The organism is Salmonella sp. SJTUF15570 (genome assembly GCF_043357055.1).
GTDB lineage: Bacteria > Pseudomonadota > Gammaproteobacteria > Enterobacterales > Enterobacteriaceae > Salmonella > Salmonella enterica.
The window spans coordinates 92667-111966 of record NZ_JBEUKJ010000002.1 but is presented as its reverse complement, the minus strand read 5'-3'; the positions used below and the strand labels follow the sequence as shown (position 1 = coordinate 111966).

At 49.5% G+C, this 19300-nt stretch carries 21 protein-coding genes and 6 pseudogenes; 4 read left to right on the top strand and 23 right to left on the bottom strand.

Annotated features, from left to right (window positions below):
- Window positions 1-500: 500 nt before the first annotated feature.
- Window positions 501-773: a hypothetical protein gene (locus tag ABVN44_RS04150; RefSeq protein ID WP_023231380.1), complete on the top strand. Its 273-nt coding sequence runs from the start codon at window positions 501-503 to the stop codon at window positions 771-773.
- On the opposite strand, the gene ABVN44_RS04145 is transcribed toward ABVN44_RS04150, so the two are convergent.
- The 9 genes and pseudogenes from ABVN44_RS04145 to ABVN44_RS04105 form a co-directional block, all read right to left on the bottom strand.
- Entirely contained in the window at window positions 718-1683 is a 966-nt protein-coding gene (locus ABVN44_RS04145; protein WP_023231379.1) for a LysR family transcriptional regulator, read from the bottom strand. The genes ABVN44_RS04150 and ABVN44_RS04145 overlap by 56 nt on opposite strands.
- A 33-nt stretch (window positions 1684-1716) precedes the next feature.
- On the bottom strand, window positions 1717-2631 hold the full coding sequence (locus ABVN44_RS04140; RefSeq protein ID WP_000105592.1) for an alpha/beta fold hydrolase: 915 nt from the start codon (window positions 2629-2631) through the stop codon (window positions 1717-1719).
- Window positions 2631-3509, bottom strand: a complete 879-nt coding sequence (locus ABVN44_RS04135) for a fumarylacetoacetate hydrolase family protein (RefSeq protein WP_000780212.1) — start codon at window positions 3507-3509, stop codon at window positions 2631-2633. Before ABVN44_RS04135 ends, ABVN44_RS04140 begins: the two co-directional genes overlap by 1 nt.
- Before the next feature lie 14 nt (window positions 3510-3523).
- The gene (gene leuD / locus ABVN44_RS04130; protein ID WP_000379342.1) at window positions 3524-4150 is read right to left on the bottom strand and encodes a 3-isopropylmalate dehydratase small subunit; all 627 of its coding nucleotides are present in this window, start codon (window positions 4148-4150) and stop codon (window positions 3524-3526) included.
- A 1-nt stretch (window position 4151) separates the two neighbouring features.
- Window positions 4152-5573 carry a 3-isopropylmalate dehydratase large subunit gene (gene leuC, locus ABVN44_RS04125; RefSeq protein ID WP_393954241.1) on the bottom strand — a complete coding sequence of 474 codons (1422 nt, stop codon included), beginning with the start codon at window positions 5571-5573 and terminating at the stop codon, window positions 4152-4154.
- A gap of 131 nt (window positions 5574-5704) precedes the next feature.
- Window positions 5705-6943 carry an MFS transporter gene (locus ABVN44_RS04120; protein WP_077248364.1) on the bottom strand — a complete coding sequence of 413 codons (1239 nt, stop codon included), beginning with the start codon at window positions 6941-6943 and terminating at the stop codon, window positions 5705-5707.
- Window positions 6944-7284: 341 nt separating this feature from the next.
- Window positions 7285-7608: a DUF1889 family protein gene (locus tag ABVN44_RS04115; protein ID WP_001573898.1), complete on the bottom strand. Its 324-nt coding sequence runs from the start codon at window positions 7606-7608 to the stop codon at window positions 7285-7287.
- Between the two features lie 109 nt (window positions 7609-7717).
- The gene (locus tag ABVN44_RS04110; RefSeq protein ID WP_021294037.1) at window positions 7718-7825 is read right to left on the bottom strand and encodes a diol dehydratase reactivase ATPase-like domain-containing protein; all 108 of its coding nucleotides are present in this window, start codon (window positions 7823-7825) and stop codon (window positions 7718-7720) included.
- A pseudogene (locus ABVN44_RS04105) lies at window positions 7794-8006 on the bottom strand (diol dehydratase reactivase ATPase-like domain-containing protein); the annotation flags it as partial. The pseudogene ABVN44_RS04105 and the gene ABVN44_RS04110, both read right to left, overlap by 32 nt.
- Before the next feature lies 1 nt (window position 8007).
- On the opposite strand from ABVN44_RS04105, the pseudogene ABVN44_RS04100 reads away from it, so the two are divergent.
- Window positions 8008-8788, top strand: a pseudogene (locus tag ABVN44_RS04100) (IS3 family transposase); the annotation flags it as partial.
- Between the two features lie 17 nt (window positions 8789-8805).
- Here the strand turns inward: ABVN44_RS04100 and ABVN44_RS04095 are convergent.
- The 4 genes and pseudogenes from ABVN44_RS04095 to ABVN44_RS04080 form a co-directional block, all read right to left on the bottom strand.
- Window positions 8806-9060: pseudogene (locus ABVN44_RS04095) on the bottom strand (Arm DNA-binding domain-containing protein); the annotation flags it as partial.
- A gap of 715 nt (window positions 9061-9775) precedes the next feature.
- Complete coding sequence (locus ABVN44_RS04090) at window positions 9776-10108, bottom strand: FlxA-like family protein (RefSeq protein ID WP_032214357.1); 333 nt, start codon at window positions 10106-10108, stop codon at window positions 9776-9778.
- Window positions 10109-10310: 202 nt separating this feature from the next.
- Window positions 10311-10562, bottom strand: a complete 252-nt coding sequence (locus ABVN44_RS04085) for a hypothetical protein (protein ID WP_071587521.1) — start codon at window positions 10560-10562, stop codon at window positions 10311-10313.
- Window positions 10563-10737: 175 nt separating this feature from the next.
- Window positions 10738-11301 carry a recombinase family protein gene (locus tag ABVN44_RS04080; protein WP_000639149.1) on the bottom strand — a complete coding sequence of 188 codons (564 nt, stop codon included), beginning with the start codon at window positions 11299-11301 and terminating at the stop codon, window positions 10738-10740.
- An 88-nt stretch (window positions 11302-11389) separates the two neighbouring features.
- Here ABVN44_RS04080 and ABVN44_RS04075 point away from each other — a divergent pair.
- Window positions 11390-11521 (top strand): annotated as a pseudogene (locus tag ABVN44_RS04075) (phage tail protein); the annotation flags it as partial.
- Window position 11522: 1 nt separating this feature from the next.
- On the opposite strand, the pseudogene ABVN44_RS04070 reads toward ABVN44_RS04075, so the two are convergent.
- A pseudogene (locus tag ABVN44_RS04070) lies at window positions 11523-11615 on the bottom strand (DNA-invertase); the annotation flags it as partial.
- A gap of 210 nt (window positions 11616-11825) precedes the next feature.
- Here ABVN44_RS04070 and sopE point away from each other — a divergent pair.
- Complete coding sequence (sopE, locus tag ABVN44_RS04065; RefSeq protein WP_000161707.1) at window positions 11826-12548, top strand: SPI-1 type III secretion system guanine nucleotide exchange factor SopE; 723 nt, start codon at window positions 11826-11828, stop codon at window positions 12546-12548.
- A gap of 196 nt (window positions 12549-12744) precedes the next feature.
- On the opposite strand, the gene ABVN44_RS04060 is transcribed toward sopE, so the two are convergent.
- The 9 genes and pseudogenes from ABVN44_RS04060 to ABVN44_RS04020 all read right to left on the bottom strand — a co-directional run bounded on the left by ABVN44_RS04060 (window position 12745) and on the right by ABVN44_RS04020 (window position 19242).
- Complete coding sequence (locus tag ABVN44_RS04060) at window positions 12745-13152, bottom strand: tail fiber assembly protein (protein WP_000006335.1); 408 nt, start codon at window positions 13150-13152, stop codon at window positions 12745-12747.
- A gap of 6 nt (window positions 13153-13158) precedes the next feature.
- Window positions 13159-13389 (bottom strand): hypothetical protein, encoded by a 231-nt coding sequence (locus ABVN44_RS04055; RefSeq protein WP_227004537.1) that lies wholly within the window; start codon window positions 13387-13389, stop codon window positions 13159-13161.
- Between the two features lie 462 nt (window positions 13390-13851).
- Window positions 13852-14241, bottom strand: a pseudogene (locus ABVN44_RS04050) (hypothetical protein); the annotation flags it as partial.
- 3 nt (window positions 14242-14244) lie between these two features.
- Window positions 14245-14829 (bottom strand): YmfQ family protein, encoded by a 585-nt coding sequence (locus ABVN44_RS04045; protein ID WP_000383548.1) that lies wholly within the window; start codon window positions 14827-14829, stop codon window positions 14245-14247.
- A complete protein-coding gene (locus ABVN44_RS04040; RefSeq protein ID WP_022630974.1) occupies window positions 14820-15878 on the bottom strand; it encodes a baseplate J/gp47 family protein in 1059 nt (352 codons plus the stop codon). The genes ABVN44_RS04045 and ABVN44_RS04040 overlap by 10 nt, the downstream gene beginning before the upstream one ends.
- Window positions 15865-16290 (bottom strand): phage GP46 family protein, encoded by a 426-nt coding sequence (locus tag ABVN44_RS04035; RefSeq protein WP_000424732.1) that lies wholly within the window; start codon window positions 16288-16290, stop codon window positions 15865-15867. Before ABVN44_RS04035 ends, ABVN44_RS04040 begins: the two co-directional genes overlap by 14 nt.
- Window positions 16290-16838 (bottom strand): phage baseplate assembly protein V, encoded by a 549-nt coding sequence (locus ABVN44_RS04030; RefSeq protein ID WP_022630975.1) that lies wholly within the window; start codon window positions 16836-16838, stop codon window positions 16290-16292. The genes ABVN44_RS04035 and ABVN44_RS04030 overlap by 1 nt, the downstream gene beginning before the upstream one ends.
- On the bottom strand, window positions 16838-17917 hold the full coding sequence (locus ABVN44_RS04025; protein WP_000999499.1) for a phage baseplate assembly protein: 1080 nt from the start codon (window positions 17915-17917) through the stop codon (window positions 16838-16840). Before ABVN44_RS04025 ends, ABVN44_RS04030 begins: the two co-directional genes overlap by 1 nt.
- Window positions 17914-19242 carry a DNA circularization protein gene (locus tag ABVN44_RS04020; protein ID WP_000219913.1) on the bottom strand — a complete coding sequence of 443 codons (1329 nt, stop codon included), beginning with the start codon at window positions 19240-19242 and terminating at the stop codon, window positions 17914-17916. Before ABVN44_RS04020 ends, ABVN44_RS04025 begins: the two co-directional genes overlap by 4 nt.
- Window positions 19243-19300: the final 58 nt, after the last annotated feature.

Sequence of the window (19300 nt, the reverse complement as noted above, 5' to 3'; positions counted from 1 at the left end):
TACCTGTTTCATATTCATTTAATTAATAATATTAATTTTCTATTTCATCTTTGGTAATACCCCCAATGGATTTTCCGCCTATAATGCTGCACAGGTAGCTGCTTCTCTTTTGCTGTGAGAAAACATTACATTGGTATAACTAATGAGAATGAGCAGAGGCATTAAGTCACGTAATATTGCGTTTCCTCTGTTAAGGCTTTTGTGTGAAAAGAGCATTACTTTTAGTCAGTTAGGTAGCATTACATAAGCATAACTAAATTTGAGAAAACCTCGAAAAATCAGCATATTGAATTGATGTATGGTATTGTTTTTTAAAAGGATTTTAATTGCCAACCTGCGATAATACGCTTAAGATGAACACATATCTATTGAGCTAAAGTAGTCGCTCAATCAATCTGATTGTTATGGAGTGAGTGTGTGATACTTACAATGCCATCCAGCCGATACCAATAGAATTCTCAACCTCCGATAATCGTCACCCAAAAATCAGGAGATAAAATATGACGTTAAAACCAGGTGAGAAATCCGGTAATAATGGAGGTATCTATGTGGAGGTTGGGCCGCGTGGGGGGATAAAAGATAACTTCGCCACGATAGCGGAAACAAAACCGCGCCACCAACGCAACGCCCTAAAAGCTACTGGGTGCTGGCAAAAAGAACACCTAACAGTAAACGTAAGTCAGAGCATCTGGCGCCACGACAGTTGGCGCCGACTGATCACAGTACGCCCGGTGCTTTACCGCCTGGAAAGCATTGTGCAAGATGCTCCGTGAGGAAATCGATGCAGATTTTGATACGTTCAGAACTTGATGAACGCCGGGTATATACAGCCCAGATATTCGCTTCCTGATACCACTGAGGCAACACGCGAACCAGCTCACCTCGTTCAATATACTGCGCAACATCCCATTCCGACCGCAATGTAATGCCATGGCCTTTCAGGGCCCAAATAAGCACCACACTGCCGCTGTTGGAAGAATGAAAACCGTTTAGTCGGCAATGTGTCTGCTGCTTACCGTCCGTTAATATCCAATTGCCAAATGCCGAGTTTTTTTCCTGAATCATTAGGCAATCGTGCTGCACAAGCGCACTAACAGACTCTGGCTTGCCGTGGCGTTCGAGGTATTCAGGGGAAGCACACAGGATCCGTCGATTAGTGGCTAACTGCCGTGCGATATACAATTCGTTGATATCATCCCCAACGCGAATTTCAATATCGATCCCCTCTTCCACCAGATCCACTTCACGATCCGTTAGCGTGAGTTTTACCGTAATATCAGGATAGGCGATCATAAATGACGACAGCGCCTCTGCGACATATTTATGCCCAAAACCAAATGAGCAGTTGATGGTGATATTACCAGCCAACACACCACGTTGATTATCCAAACGACTTACAAAACCATCCATTTCACTGACGACCTGCATAGCCCCACCCAGCGCATTTTCGCCTTCCGGTGTGAGACGCATCACTCTGTTATTTCGAAAAAAAAGCCGGGCGTTGAGACATTTTTCAAGGATAGCGATACGTTTGCTGATATAGGAGGGAGATAACCCCAGCTCCAGCGCTGCCCGGGCAAATCCACCGTTGCGAGCAACGGTGACAAAAACGAAAAGATCTTCAACAGAAGGCCAGCCCTCAAGGGGCTGGCGATGTTTTTTTCCTACAGGTGTCGTTTTCATAGCATCAGTGCGAAGTTGCAAAGGATGACCGAGTTATAACACTGAATGTAAAAAGGACTGAAGTTTCTGGATAAAGTACTCAGGACACTCTTCCTGCGGGGAGTGTCCGCAAGGCAATGCTTCCCCCTGAACGTTTAGCGCCTTTTCTTTCCAGGTACCAACCACATCATATAGTTGCCCTACCGTTCCCAGTCCTCCCCACAGCAACTGTAACGGACACCGGATACGCGCCGACGTATCTGCGGCATCATCGTCCAAATCAATCGTCGCAGCAGCCCGGTAGTCCTCACAGATCGCGTGGATCATCTCAGGGTTCTGGTAACAGCGCAGGTATTCATTGAATGCTTCCTGCGAGGTCGCGCCCTCTATTTTTAGCTGGCCAGAAATATGCTTACGCAGAAAAAATGCCGGATCGTGCGCAATCATCGTTTCGGGTAACGGGAAAGGTTGAATCAGGAAAAACCACCAAAAGTAACGCGTAGCAAAGGATTTATCGGTCAAGGCGTACATCGTCGCGGTTGGAGCAATGTCGATAAAAGTACAACAGGTCACACGATCCGGATAATCCAGCGCGAGCCTGTGTCCTACGCGTCCGCCACGATCATGCCCTACGAAGGCAAAACGGGAAAAGCCGAGCGCGTCCATTAACATGACGATATCCTGCGCCATGGTGCGCTTTGAATAGGTACGGTGCGCCGGATCGCTCGTTGGTTTATCGCTGTCGCCATAGCCACGCAAATCCGGCAAAATGACTGTATGATTTTGCGCCAATGTCGGTGCGACTTTCCGCCATGTTGTATGATTCTGCGGATGCCCATGTAGCAGTACCAAAGGTGAACCGCTGCCTCCGATAGCCACTCTTACCGTCAGACCATTTTCCAGACGAACATCCTTGAGCGCAAACCCCGGAATAAACGGAGAGGCGCCGCATTCAATCAGTGTACTCATCACTTTCTCCCGTCATGCCAGCTAACAGAGGATGTTAAATAACGGCTATCCCGGACGACATTGCGCAGGGTTCCAATATGTTCAATCTCAACTTCAATAACATCACCATCGTGTAAAAACAGCGGTGGAACGCGTTTTTTGCCCACTCCACCAGGCGACCCTGTGAGGATCGTGTCGCCAGGGGAAAGCAGAGTAAATGTGCTTATATAAGCAATGAGTGAAGCGATAGGATGGATCATATTTGCCGTAGATTCGTTCTGCACCTCCCGCCCGTTTAGTCGTGTCAGTAAACGTAGCATCTGGGGATCGGGAATGTCGTCTGTGGTCACCAGACACGGACCGAATGATCCTGTCGAAGGCCAGTTTTTTCCAGCCGTAAACCAGCTATGCTGCCAGTCCCTCACTGAACCATCCATATAGCAGCTGTATCCGGCGACATAATCTAAAGCATCCTCAGCGCTGACCCGGGAGCATCGCCGCCCAATCACTACGGCTAATTCACCTTCGTAGTCGAACTCATTGGTATTTTCAGGCTTCAGCAGCATGCCATTATGCCCGGTCTGAGAATCCGCAAAGCGGACAAAAAGGGTTGGGGCCGGGTTGGTTTCATTAAACTCAATACGCTTATCGGCGTAATTCATTCCGACACAGATGATCTTCTGCGGATCGTCAATCACCGGCAGAAAAGTGACTTCCTGGTAGTAATAATCCGCCGGCTCATCACACCATAACGCCGCATCCGTCAGCGCATTAGCGCACAGTAGAGATTTCAAAGTGGGATATTTGTCGCCAAGCCGCTGCGAGAGATCAATTATTCCGGTTTCCTGCATAATGCCGTAGCGTTTGCCACCGTTCACAAGATATTGAACCAGTTTCATTGCAGTCTTCTTCCTTAGCCGCGCGGGGATGCAGGGCGTTTTAACCACGGCCGCCGTGAATAATGCGCAACCTCAAAATTTTCAATCTCCGGTAAGTATTGCAATGTCCAGGCTATCGCATCTTCGCCTGCGGCCAGCATCGCCCGTTTGAGTTCACTGATCACAAAGGAGATCGTTTCCTCTGCCGTCGTAATTTCGCAGCGATCGAGTGAAACAGTGATAGAATTGGTATCAGCACTCGCGGCAAGCTGCGCCAGGCGCGCCAAAGCAGGTTCATCTAATGAGACCGTGAGGATCCCGTTGCGTTGGCAGTTATCATCGAAAATGCCTGCAAATGTGCTACCTATCAGCCCCCGTATTCCCAGTTGTTTTAATCCCCATACGGCGTGTTCACGACTCGATCCACAGCCAAAATTGGGGCCAACCAGCAGGAATGTCGCGCTCTGCCAGCCCGGCATGTTCAGAATAAAATCAGGATTTGGTTGGCCGCCAGCCATAAAGCGACGATCGAAAAACACCCCTTTATCCAGCCCCTGGCGATCGATCCCTTTCAGGAACTGTTTTGGCATAATCACATCAGTGTCGATATTCGGTTCCAGCATCGGCGCAATTCGCCCGCTGATTTGCTTAAACGTATCCATCTTATTCCCCTGCCTGAAGTAATGACCGAACATCGACCAGATGCCCCGCTACCGCCGCCGCCGCAACCATCGCCGGGCTCATCAAATGCGTTCTTGCTCCAGCGCCCTGTCGTCCAGGGAAATTACGGTTCGTACCTGATGCACAGCGATCGCCGGGCGACAACACATCTTCATTCATCGCAAGGCACATTGAGCAACCCGACTGCCGCCATTCAAAACCGGCAGCAATAAAGATTTTCGCCAGTCCTTCTTCTTCCGCCTGGCGTCTTACCATTGTTGAACCAGGCACAATGATCCCGCGAACATGGCTGGCGATTTTGCGCCCTTCAAGCACCTTCGCAACGGCACGCAAATCCTCAATGCGACCATTTGTGCATGAACCAATAAAAGCGTGAGAGATACGAATATCTTTCAGCAACATGCCAGCCGTTAATCCCATGTAATGAAGGGCCTTCTCAAGCGCCAGGCGCTTAAGCGGATTGGTTTCCTGTTCCGGGAAAGGGACACGTCCGGTGATGGAACCTGTTTGATCCGGACTGATTCCCCAGGTGACTTTAGGCTCAAGATCATGGCAGTTGATCGCCACCGTCTTATCAAATACCGCATCAGCATCGCTGCTCAACTGTGACCATTCCAGCAATGCCTGCTGCCAGAGTTCACCTACAGGCATTTGCGGTTTACCGTAGATATAGTCAAAAACCTTTTTATCCGGCGCAATAATGGCACCACGCGCCCCCGCTTCTACCGCCATGTTGCAGAGCGTCATTCGTCCTTCAACGCTCAACGCGCTGATGGCCTCACCCACAAATTCAATGGCATATCCGGTCGCGCCATCAGCGCCAATACGTTCAAGCAATTCAAGAACAATATCTTTTGCGGAACAGGCGAAAGGTAGCTCTCCCTGAACACTTACGCGCATGGTTTTGAGCTTGCGGTAAACCAGCGTCTGCGTGGCCAGCAGATGTTCAATTTCCGACGTCCCGATACCAAAGCCCAGCGCGCCAAATGCACCGTAGGTTGTCGTGTGACTATCCCCGGCGGCGATCACCATGCCAGGCATCACTAGCCCTTGTTCATGAGCAACCACGTGTTCAATCCCCTGACGCGGATCCAGCACATCAAATAATGTGATGCCAAAGTCAGCGGCATTTTCCCGAAAGTAATCAACCTGTAGCTGTCCTCCCGGATCGGTCATTAAGTCATCCCGTTGCGACCGCGTGGGATTAACATGGTCAATATTCAATAAAAACGTGTCGGGGTGCCGAACGGTGCGGCCGCGTTCTCTTAACCCGCTAAATGCCTGCGGGCTGGTATATTCATTCAGTATTGAACGATCAATATAAAGTAAAACATGTCCTTCGTTATCAAGTTCACAAATGGTATGTGACTCAACTAATTTTTCATACAGCGTTTTAGCAGACATATATATTCCTGGAGCAACGAATATCCGGGTAGCCAAATATTCACAATTTAAGCTTTTAGCTATAGTGACACATTAATGAAAAAATGATGATTCCATTATGGAAAGTATAAAAACACACTTCGTGTCTATAATCAGAAACTCTCCTGAACTGACTGTGTTTTGATTTGCGGTTTTTTCTCATATTTTGCGAAAATAAACCGGCAGATAAATAATCCTATCCCCAGCATCATCAAACATGATACCGCAATAGCATTCCATCCCTGCCAGGAGAAAAGATACCCGTTTAAATACCCCATTACTGCACCGCCAGCGTAGTAGCAAAGCAGATAAAACGATGTCGCCTGTCCTTTTGCGTTTGGACTCCGTGAACTGACCCAGGCTAATACGGTGGAATGAGCAGAGAAAAATGCGACTGACAGTAAAACGATACCTGAAATGAAAACCCACAGAGAAGGGGCGATTAGCGTAAGAAATGCACCGACCATCATACAGATGATCAGCAAACTGAGCGCATTCATCGACCCAATATTCAACGCGACACGGGCAGCATATGGCGCAAGAAAAAAAGTTAATGAGAAGCTAACTGGAATCAAACCTATCCAGGTGTAGCTCAGCTCATAAGGCGGTCGATGCAGGTAAAACGCCAGAAAATTAAAGATGGACGTAAAAGAGCCGAAAAGAATAAATCCAATGACAAAACATAATGATACGCGGATATTCTTAAAATGTTCCAACCCGCCTTTCAACACTGCACCAAGCTGTAGTGAAGGTGTAGGAACAAACTGTCGGGATGTCGGGAGAAACAACTTCACCGCGAGTGCCATAGCAATCAGAACACCACCGAAGATAAAGAAAATCGTATCTATAGATACATGCTCCATCATCAAAGTTGCAAACACACGACCAGACATACTCCCTAGCGAATTGCCAAAAATAAAATATCCAGTAACAATCCCTGCCAAAGCAGGAGAGACTTCTTCACTGATATAGACTGTAACGGCCGCCGTAATACCACTTACTGCAATGCCGAGCAAAGCGCGGTATACCACCAGCATCGGCCATGATGATGCTGTTGCGCACAGTAGAGTTAAAATACCTCCTGCCAGCAACGAATAAAAAATGATTGGCTTTCGCCCAAAACGGTCAGATAACGTGCCGCTAAATAACATGGCTAATGCCAGAAACCCCACCTCAGCAGACAAAATCATCCCTACCTGATTCAATGGGATATTATAAACCTCACTTAACTTTGGTAATAAAGCCTGGATTGAATATAAAGAAGCTAACTCTGCCAAACCCGCCAGAGGTAATATCATTAAAATAGGCAAGTACTTACCTATTGTCTCTTCAATATTATTTTTCATACACAATGTTCCGTAAAAGATCCTGATTGCCATCTGCCTGTTTGCCAACAAACATCCGTGTATACAATATTTATCTTTTACGTTTGCAGAATTGACAGCGTTCACATTTTATTTTTCTTAATAGAGACAAAATGGAATCAAGTGTTTTATGAAATGTAGATCATCTAAGAATGACGCGGTAATGGCAACGTAGTAAGTTATGAACTATATATTTATTCAATAAATATATAGACATTAATTTGACGAAAAGAAATGAATCGGCAGTCCAAAACTGTCACTGGCAACCCCTTCTGGACGCCGCCATCCTTAGATGGAAACGTCCGTTAGCGTTTTATTCGATAGTCAGCTCACACGAGTTCTTTGAGCTGCTCCTGCATATAGGTCGAAAAATACTCTGGGTTTTTGATAAGGATGCGGTTACCGGAGGCGACTTTTTCTGCCCATCCGGCCACTTTTTTCGTGAACTCAGGATTCCATCCCTCCTGCTCACCCCGTGCCATCACAACTTCCGGACTCGCTGGCACACCTAAGTCATGCAAATACTTTAGAATTCCCTTAGCGGTGCTTTCATCCATTGAATGGGGCACTGACGCCGAAGTATTCATACCACCAATAAAATCCAAGGCTTTTTCAATTGCTGTTGGCATGCTCTTATCCTTAAAATTAACCACGTGAGAGACACCTTGATACTATGTACCCAACTCCGCCGGGATATCAAAGAGAACATCGCCTTTCTTTGACTTACCCCGCAGCTAAACGCTTTCGCGGCTATTTTCTGCACTATTTTTTGGCTTCTCCGGCTAAAACCAGCCCGGTCGCCACCGCATTGCGCGGGCCTTCAGTACCACGGATATTACCCTGCCCGGCGACAACGCCGTACTGCGCCATCGTTATTGATAATGGCGGCATCGGTGGATCCTGCGCCTAAATCGAGGATCGCCAGCGGAGCGTCGCATCCAGGCGTCGTTAACGCGCCAGCCACAGCCATGTTGGCTTCCACACCACCGACTTCAACTGGGGTATTTAACCGGGCGCTTAGCTCGCTGGCGATAGCCTGCATCTGTAAGCGGTACGTCTGGCATCAGCGTCGTCATCAGATAAACCGGCGTCAGCGGTTCCACCTTGTCTGTGATAACGTCTTCCGGGAAGCATTCAGTGACGCAAAACAACGCTATGGTGCGCCACGCCTGACGGATGAGCTTCGTGCTCAGGGTTACCAGTTCAACGTGAAAACCGTGGCGGCCAGCCTGCGTCGGCAGGGGCTGCGGGCGAAAGCCTCGCGCCGGTTCCGTCCGGTCAGTTACCGCAAACATGGTCTGCCAGTCTCAGAGAATCTGCTGAAGCAGGACTTTTACACCAGCGGCCCGAATCAGAAGTGGGTGGGTGACATCACGTATCTTCGCACTGGTGAAGGCTGGCTTTATCTGGCCGTGGTTATCGATCTGTGGTCGCGGTCAGTCATTGGCTGGTCAATGTCATCACGGATGACGGCACAGCTGGCCTGCGATGCGCTACAGATGGCGTTGTGGCGGCGTAAGCGCCCGGAAAATGTCATCGTGCATACAGACAGAGGCGGTCAGTACTGTTCAACGGATTACCAGAGCTTACTGAAACGCCATAATCTGCGGGGGAAGTATGAGCGCCAGAGGTTGTTGTTACGACAATGCCTGTGCGGAAAGCTTCTTCCATACGCTGAGGGTGGAATGTATCCACGGAGAGGACTTTGTCAGCCGGGAAATAATGCGGACAGCAGTGTTTAATTATAGTGAGTGTGATTACAATCGGTGGCGTCGTCACAGTGCCTGTGGCGGTCTCAGTCCAGAACAATTTGAAAACCAGAACCTCGCTTAGGGTTGTGCCCATATTACGCGGGTAGGATCACAGTTCTTTCCTTCTGCCACAAGTTTTCGGGCATCATCACGACGAGAACTGGCATCTGCAAGTGTGATCGTCGGATACACACCCAGCGAGATCATTTTTGGCTTACCGGCAAAACGATAACGGAACCGCCAGCTCTTGCTTCCATTAGGTTCAATTAGCAATGACAACCCTTGCCCATCTCCGAGTGTATAGGCTTTAGTTTCAGGCTTAGCGCGGCGAATCTGCATATCGTTTAAAGGCATGTGGATAGGAATCCAAGACCGAACAGGAACATATACACAATCCTATACACCTTCAGTGTCGGATTCTACTGGATGGTTACGGACGGTGATGGACAAAAAAGCAATAAAGTCGTTATTAATCAGTGTATTTATGGATGAATACGGACGTTTGAGGAACTTGATATGGTGCCGATAATAGGAGTCGAACCTACGACCTTCGCATTACGAATTATAAGAATCCACTTCTAATTCAAAGCATTACCCCATCAACACTGCGCTCACACGTCCCACCACATCAAAACATGTAAAGCCTTGCAAGCCATTGCGAGGCCTTATGTGTCTCAGTTTTGTCACACCTTGTATTACGACTTGCATAGCCAATGAAGATAAACGTGACGACAAACGGCGCAGCAGTCTTCTTTTCCTTCATACTTTCCCCACCCAGCATGCATACCTTTATGCCATAACTGAAGTTTATGTCTGTTATGAGCAAGAAGCGGAAGTTGGCAGTTTTGTGGACTGTCCCCACAAAAGTGACTACAGAAATAGTTGCAATTCATAATTGATCATGGGTTGTCAGTTAAACTCGTGGCGATTTAAATAGACTAATTGGGAGTGCGTCCATTACTTATATCTTGTAATGTTAACTATCAGAAATGATACAAAGATAATATGTCTTTAAAGAAAAGGCTGATGGCGAAAAGTGGCCCGATGAGGGCCACAATACGGCTGTCACTTAGACGTAAATATCAATGGTGCCAGCGGTATTTGTATCGTCTTTTTTCTCTTCTTTTTTATCAGGCTGAACTGTCGCGTCTTCATTCTTTTTCTCTGCCTGCTGCCTTAACAACTGCTCCAGTTGAGCCATGAGGCTTTCAATTTGCTTCTGTACCAATGCAGCCATTTCTTTTTTCTGCTGTGTCGTCATCCCCTCTTCCGATGAGATTTTCCCAAGCTTTTCAGTCAGCACCTGAATTTGTCTTGTGATTTTGGCTATTTCTGATGTTCCTTCCGGGGCGGAGTTGTTTGAAATAACGGTTGAGGTATTTCCCTGAATTGTGACAGACATAGATTTCTCCTTTTAAAAAAGCACTATCGGCATGCACAAAAAAATCTTTAATCGTATTTCTTGTGTCATTAATTGTTTGATGTTCAGATTGTTTTCCTCGCGGGCTGGCGCGCCTCAGAAAGTAAAGCTTGTTGACAGGGGTAAACGTTCGGCAATAATTTTCTGCCGCATGCGGGTGTTGCATAAAACGTGCTACGTTCCTTTATCGACAGGTCAGGTCACCGCTCACCCGCCGACGAGAAAGCAACACTGACATGCTAAAGCAAAAAATAGATGAATAAGTTGAGTTGTGCATATGTAGCCTGACCGTCACAAAGTATATGGTGTCTGTACCAGTAAGATGATGGCCGGACTCTTTAAAAACGAGCTGACCTGCACAATACAGGATGGACTTAGCAATGGCTGCTCCTGGCACATAGCAGACCAGAGACACTGGCGTAAAGCCATGGAGGATCGGTGGGAGGAGGTAAAAATCCTCTCATGCAAAAAATACGCAAAATCGATAACAGTTGGAAATCATTCAATACTCGCACTATCGAAAGTTCGCCAGCCAGCCGCAGCACGTTCTTGCATACGACGTGGCTGCGGCTTCCAACATTAGACAAATAACTCTTTAAATTGCTTTTAAATTATTTCGTTTGAATGCCAGTAACAGGAAATCGTTTATATAGGGTTGATAGCCCAACGTTATAGATACGTGCAACATAACGCCGTGATTTCCCTGCCGCTATGAGCGCTCCCATCTGTTGCCACTGCTCGTCGCTAAACTTCGGTCTACGCCCACCAATCCGGCCTTTGGATCTGGCAATAGCCAAACCAGCTAAAGTTCGCTCGCTATTCAAATCAGATTCATACTGCGCAGCAGAAAGAATATTACGGAAATTATAGCGACCACTTGCTGTTTTCAGGTCTACGCCATCTGTAATACTCCGAAAATTAACACCTTTTTCGTGCAGATTTTGAAACATCAATAGCGCATGCAGCACATTTCTCCCTATCCGATCTAACTTCCAGACAATCAACTCATCTCCACTTTTCATCACCGTAATTAATTCCTTTAACACAGGGCGATTAGCTGTTCTGCCACTGGCATATTCTTCATAAATTCGCTCACAGCCAGCTGACTCAAGTGCAAGACGTTGCAACTCTGTATCCTGATGATTTGTTGATACACGAACATACCCGTAAATCATGAGTGCTTCTCCTGTTGTAAAAACAGGAGAAGAGGCGAAATATCACCTGATTCAGAAAAATATTTGAAAGGTTGGTTTAGGCGAAACGATAAATCTGGCTGCGGGCGCAGTCCAGAAAACTGGCGATGAGATGAACGGGAAGTTAACCCTGCCACAGACATCTTCCTTCGGCGTGAATACTAATAACACACTGGGCGGTAGTTCCATCGCTATCGGTGATTGAGCTTTGGACGCCTGCCACCAATACGACCTTTTGAACGCACCACTTCCAACCCGGCTCTGGTACGCTCAACGATCAGCTCACACTCCATTTCAATGCCAGAACGGCAAGGCTCCTCCTGAGCGAAAAGGACTTTTTTTGAAAGTTTCTGGAAAATAAAAATAGTACTATTTGTAGCATTAATTGAATCAGCCGATTTTTTCTAATTCATCAATCAGATGGACATAGCATTTGCTATAAAAAATAAAAGTATTCCTGCTATCTATATATAAATGAGTTATGTACATATAAAAGGATCATTACCGTGACAAAAATAACTTTATCTCCCCAAAATTTTAGAATCCAAAAACAGGAAACCACACTACTAAAAGAAAAATCAACCGAGAAAAATTCTTTAGCAAAAAGTATTCTCGCAGTAAAAAATCACTTCATCGAATTAAGGTCAAAATTATCGGAACGTTTTATTTCGCATAAGAACACTGAGTCTTCTGCAACACACTTTCACCGAGGAAGCGCATCTGAGGGCCGGGCAGTGTTGACAAATAAAGTCGTTAAAGATTTTATGCTTCAAACGCTCAATGATATAGATATTAGAGGTAGTGCGAGTAAAGACCCCGCATACGCCAGCCAGACCCGTGAAGCTATACTATCGGCAGTTTACAGCAAGAATAAAGATCAGTGTTGTAATTTGCTCATCAGCAAAGGGATCAACATAGCGCCTTTTCTTCAGGAAATTGGCGAAGCAGCGAAAAATGCAGGTCTGCCCGGAACAACCAAAAATGACGTTTTTACGCCAAGCGGCGCAGGGGCCAATCCTTTTATAACTCCGTTGATTTCATCAGCAAACAGTAAGTATCCACGTATGTTTATCAATCAACATCAGCAGGCATCCTTTAAAATCTATGCGGAGAAGATCATTATGACAGAAGTTGCACCACTGTTTAATGAGTGTGCTATGCCGACTCCACAGCAATTCCAACTGATACTAGAAAACATTGCTAATAAATATATACAAAACACTCCCTGAACACTGAAAAACCAAAAAATATGCGGAGCCTCTTCCTGATTAATATGAACCAATAGTATCCATAATTTTCCCCAGGAACTAACTCCGGAGCTAAACCGTCATTTACCAGTGCTAAAATTATACACTCAACCATCAAAAAAATAGCCATTGCTGCTATATAACATATAGCAGCAGTCTCTACTACATATCTATATTTTTATATCTGAGCTGGTTTCTCCGGCCAGTCTGGGTTAGCTGTATCCACCCGGTTTACCATTACGCTATAAAGTTCCCATGCTTCCAGCCGTTTAATCTCTTCATCTGTGGCAATTTTCAGTTTTACCGCCCGCGCCAGTGGCGCAATAACTGACTCAGCCTCAGCAAGAAGTTCCGCTTTTCTGGCTTCAGCCTGTGCAACCAGCTCTTCAGGTGTATATTCGCGATGCTCAACCAGTACCGGGCCTCCTTTCCTGTGCTCAATATATTTTCCGTCCACCTGGCCCTGCATCAGCTCGCGATAATACTCATCTGTCAGGGGAATTAAATCGTCAGGGGAATTATCGGATTCGGTATCCGGTTGCCAGAAAAAACCTTTTTCTTTAAAGCTGTAATAATATTCGCTCATTGATATTTATCTCCCAAGTGCAAGCCAGGCTACAGGAAAATTATTGACCAGATTGGCCATTCCTGATGACTTGGTGGCGGCAAAAAACTGACTGTTGCTCACCGGGTATCCGAATGCGTTATCCACCTGGGTGCCCTGAGCGTTGGTATTGGTTACAAAAACGGCAAAGCAACCAACAGGGAAAGCGCGCGGGAAATTGTAGGTTCCGTTTGAGTTACCAAGTGTTCCCCACTGCATTATAAATCCGGTGCTGTCGTCCAGAATCCAGCCCCAGTCCTGAATGCTGCCGGTATTTTTACGGGCGAAAGTCTGGTTAACATAATCCCATGTGGCGCGGGTGTTGATGTTGTTGTCACGAACTGCCAGTTCACTATTGATCCAGTCAATCGTTCCACGGGTATTTAGCTGATTAGTAATCCAGATACTCAGCCAGTTATTCCCCCACACTGAACCAAAAATGTCACCATTAGTGGTCATGCGCGCATTATCGAAATGAATATCGGTGAGCATGTGTAATCCGTTGCCATCGATATAACCCACTTTGGCAGCGTTACAGTAAATATCCAGTACGCCATCCGCGCTGCCGATAAATCCACTGTCACTGTCACCGATATTTATACACGGTGTGCTGCCGTCAAAAACGCCGGTTCCGATATTGCCGATACTCACGCGTTTTGTTGGATTGAGGGTTTCTTTTAAACCGATATTTTGTACAAACCGCGGCTTGTCAGGAATGTCTGCACCGTTCTGTGATTTTTGTAACGCATCGGCGGCACGATTTATCGTTTCTTCTAAACCAAGGTTTTCGAGAGCCGTTTTCACCGTGCCGTCCGATTTGATATCGCCAAACGGATTCTTGCGGCTTAACAGCAGCGCACGAAGCGCGGTAAGCAGCTGGTCGTGCCGCCCCTTCTCCAGGCTGGCACCGGATGCCTCCACCACGCTGCAAAGCTCCTCCTGCAACATGTCAAAGTAGTCATCATCCAGATCGGTGGCAGGCGTTCCGGTCTGGGGGTTACCACGGGTAAAACCGTTCTTACCCGCGCCGAACTTATCCTTCTGCGCGGTTTTCGTGTCTATACGATGCATGGATTACTCCGGATATTTAAAAATTACGTAGGTATGCGAAGGGCAGAGTTTGTTAAGCACGCACTCGACAACGGTGTCGCCCCAGATACGCAGTGCGGAATCACAGGGATCGCCACATGTCATCCAGGTGGTGTTGGTGGCGGCTGGCATGTTGACCTGCCAGTAATACCGCCATTCCGGCGCATTCACCGCGTCAGTACAGGCCGATGAGCAGGTGAACGTACTTTTATCGTATCGCGTGATAGTGGCGTCTGGTCTGCCCAGGGCAGCAAGCTGTGCAAGGTAAAAATCCTCATTGATGCCGCCCGCCAGATTAACCTTCGCATCCAGCCGTTGCTGACGCTGGCGAAGGGTCTGTGTCCCTGCGGGAATACATTCATCCGGCAGACCGCACAGACGCTCCCAGCGGTTTATCAGTTCAGTGGTGGTGCGCGGATCCAACTCCCGCATCAGGGCATCCGCACGCTGATGAACACGGGTTAATGACGGTGCCGCACCTGCAATCGCCGGATCGCTGGCTGACCACGCCGGACCGGGCGGCAGCAGTGCCGACAACAGACGGATGTAATCATCGTTTGTCACGTCCATGAAATCGTCCCCAGAACCGCCAGTTCATTTTTTGCAATGGAGATATTGTCTGCCGGTGCAAGCAACTGATGGCTGTATTCCCCGTTCGCACCGGAAATCGCCTCACTGATACGCGATACCTTCAGTTCTCCCTGCGGATAACCATCACGCAGCAGGAACGAACGCAACTCCGCGGTGATGACAGCCCGTATTTCCGGTGTGTCCGGCGTCACACGGATATGAAAATCCACCGTATGTGCCACCGGCCTGAACACATACAAATCAGAGCCTGCCACCGGGGCCAGTGGCTCGATATGTTGTCTTGCCGCCGTTTCCGTTGATTCTTCCGGAATGGGATTAATCAGGTCACTGCTGGCAATCATCACACCGACAGTTCCCGTTCCCATCCAGTGACGGTATGTCCATGCGCGGGTAATGCCGGGCACTTCTTTAGCCCAGACGACATAGTCCCCGTCAGCCCCGCCCTGAGGCGTCCAGTAATACCGCTCAATGACGCGGGCGCGCCACGTTTCCAGCTCTTCAGTATCAAATCCGCCTGTCAGGGTGTCAGCCACACCGGAAGACGGCAGACCATTCACCGGCGTGACCAGGATTAATGCCGTACCGTCGTCAGCGTTACCGACCGCACCTGCACTTGAGCAGGCGATCGGCACGCGCAGGACACCACCAGAGCTGGTTGCATCGGCAGTTGCCGTGTACTGAACCAGGTCATCGCGCTGAATAACACTCCCGGCAGTCACCTTCAGGCCATCGCTGACACCTTCCCAGCGCATATACCCGCTGGCAGCCGTGGCCTCCTTGCGCGGACACCGTTTCATCGCAGCATGTCGCGCCAGCCAGGACTCATCGCACAGGTCAGGCAGCATGTTCATTGCCAGATAATCGATGTAACCGTAAACCGTATGCAGCGCCGCCGCATACACCTTTGCCCGCACGTCTTCATCCATGCGCCGGAGCGTGTCGCTGACGTCCAGCCTGGCGAATAAATCGTTACGGAGCATACTGATATTTTCTGCCAGCGTCGGGCGCTGAAATTCACTGTCCGCCATGCGTTATCGCACTCCACAGATCATCAAAAGAAATCATTACCGGTCCGTCACGACGCCAGAGAGTGATACTGTTACCCAGTTCATTAATCCCGGTGCGGCGGATATCCAGATCAATACGGGACACCACGCCGTCATCAATCATCCATTGCAGGCATTCGCGGATATACCCCCTTACCGTCTGCACCAGCTGATTGGTCAGTTTGCTGCGCTGAAGCAGCCACAGTCGGGAGCCGTAACGGTCATTCTGTACCGCAGGCCAGGTATCCCCCCACCATCCCATCGGGACGTCGGCATTATCATCAGGCTCCGCCCGCCGCCAGGTGAACAGGGAAATCACCACGGCGCGGGTCAGCGGATCCAGCGGTGCGCTGGCGCAGGTGCGTTTACCGTTCACCGTCAGCCACAGTTCCATCATGCCTCCATCGCTTTATCCGGTTTGTCGGTGTTACTGCCCTGACCGTTCTCTCTGTGACGATGGCCGTTATAGGCAAGCCGCATCGCTGACATGGTGGTGCCGCCGGAATCGCACAGGTCTTTCACCTGTCCGGTCACTTCCAGGTCCATTTCAAAACGCGCTTTAGGTGAATTGCGAAACGTGATCGTTTTACCTGCACCGTCCACCACGAGCCCCTCCCGGGTCAGCGTCACGGACTGCCCCTGATCGTCATAGACAGCCACCTCACCCGTCTGCAGCCCTTTCAGGCGGTAGCGCCGGTCCGACACCGTAACAACCACCGCATGAGAACGGTCGCCATCCGGAAACAACACCACCGCTTCCGCACCGCTGTTTGCCCTTGAGGTAAAACCGTAGGGTTCAAGATGTTCAACCCCGGCTTTGGGTTCACCGGCAATCAGGGACACATCCACGGTCTGACATTTCGTGGCGGCACTGATGCTTTTCACCACGGCCCGCCCAATCAGGCCGAGGAGTTGTCGCTGCATGGCTTCAATCGTCCTCATCAGAACGGGTCCTCCTGTACTCTGGCTTTTTTCTTTTTCCGCGCGCCGGGGGCTTCGGGTTCAGGCAGATAAGCATCAGGTGGGCCGACACGGATTTCCGTCAGGGTGCCGTTCTGGTCCTGAGTAAACGTGACTTCCGAAACAAGCAGTTCGGTATTGTCGAAACCACAGACCGGATCAAAGACAATCACCCGCTGGTTGGGCTGCCACAGCGTACCGTTACCCTGTCGCCAGCCCTGCACCACATAGGTGGTTTCATCCGTCCGCGCCGCCCGTTGTCGGGCTTCAAAGTCCGCACGGGCAATACAGCCTGCCCCCGTAGCCTGCCCTGTCTGCCTGATATACATCGGACGGTAACGGGCAATAAATGCGTCCTCTGTGCGGGCCCGCAGCGCGGTGGTGGTGGCCTCACCGAAATCATCGTCGTTTCCGGCACGCTGCCCCGCCACCTGGTAAACAGAAAACCGCTCCCGGATACTCTTCTCCGTATCGCAGGAAAGGATGTTTTCCCCGAGTACCAGCGCAGTATGTGCCCGCGTTGAGCCAATACCGCCAATCACCAGCCTGCCGTGCGGGTCGTCGTAAGCCAGTGCCTGCTGCTGACCGAGTATTTTGTTGATTACCTCAATCACCGTTTCACCGTGATCAGGCTGGACATCAGGAATAACACCCGACGGCGCACCGTTGTTCACCACCTCAATGCCGAAAGGCGCAGCAAGCGCCTGCGCAATCTGTACCAGCGATCGTCCATTAAACTGTGTCGGTTCGGCTGCACAGTCAATCAGGTCAGCGGTCAGACTGCGTCCGGCAATACCGGTGCTGACCGAACGGGCATCGTAACGAACGGGCGTCGCCTCCACCCAGCCGGTGATCACCAGCTCATCACCAATCAGCACCTCCACTTTTGAACCGTTTTTAATGCGCGGCTGAAGCGTGGTGATACCCTCATCTCCCGGCCACTGGCGGGTGATCTCCACACTGAAATCCCGCGCCAGCCGTTCAATACCGGCACCGATGCGCACCGATGTCCAGCCATTCCACTCCCGGCCATTTACCCGTAGCGTGACATTGTCGTTCATTGCACTGGCACCTTCAGAGGGATCACCGGCACAAAGCCGGGATGCGTAATGGCATTACGCCGGATAATGTCCGCGTCACGCGCCGCGTTATCAAACCAGGTCGCCGCCAGCACCAGCGCGGGTAAAACCTCATCCGGTGTGCGCTGAATGATCCGTGCAGACTGTTCAAGGCGCGTGTTGATATCCGCATTCAGATCTGCTTTCACCCGGCGCAGCGCCAGAAACAGCGCATCGCTGGTTGTACGGGACAACTCCTTATCAATTGCCGTATTCAGTGTGTCGCGAATGTCAGTCAGTTCTTCCCACGTCGGCAGGTCAACCGTGTTTTTCACCGCCGGTGCATTGTTCAGTGCCGGATGCGTGACGGAAGGCCAGCCAGTGCTCTGCGCGGGTGTTGTTGCCTGCCCCACTGCGGAATTCTGCATCACCGCGGAAGTTGTTGGCGCAGGCAATCGGGTGACGGCATACGCCGCTTCGCTGATTGCGGTCGTACGAAGGGTGCTGGCAACCACGTTACGCTGCTGCGTCGCCGTGGCGGTGGTTTTACTGTCCGTTTTCCAGACGCCGCGCGGTTGCAGATCGCTGCCGAGGCTGACACCGGAAAGCGTTTTGATCATGGTGACCAGGTCGCTGGCGTTACCATAAAGGCGTTTCCCGGTACGCCACATTTTCTGCACCTGCTCAACGAAATTTTTGCCTGACGATGGCGGCGGCAGAAGTACCGAGATATCCCCCTGCAACAGCCTGGCGGCATCCGATACGGCAGAATCCACCACTTTCATCGCATCAGAAACATACCCCAGCATTATGCTGGCATTACCGATAACGTCGTTCTGCACGAAATCCGCCACACCATCGATACTGAAACCGCTGAAGCTGTCACTGATGCAGTCATCCAGTGCAGAACAGGATGACATCAGCGTCTGCGCCGTCGCCGCACCTGATGTGGGGTAAGAGAGTTCTCCTGCTTCGACAAACTTCAGGTCAAAGCGGACAATACGCCCTTCACTTTTCGATGTGCTGACCCGAACTTCCCCGTCAACACAGACTTTCAGCTCACCATATGTCGGGTGGACAAGCGTGCCGGGACCGGGTTTATTCAGCGCGTCAATCAGGCGATCGCGCTGGTCAAAGCAGTCATCTCCCACCACATAAGCTGTGATGGACGGGCGGAAAGTGACTTTTCCCAGATCTTCGGTATAGGGCTTGTCGCGGTTCGGATATTCGTGTGTTTCCACACGGCGACCGGTTCCCGCACTTTCTTCTTCAACCTTAAACGGTACGCCGCGAAATGACGCATCCTGAAGCCTGTCTTTCCACGTCATATAAACTCCGGATACAAAAAACCCGCCAAATCTGCTTTGTCAGTTATTTACATCGCAG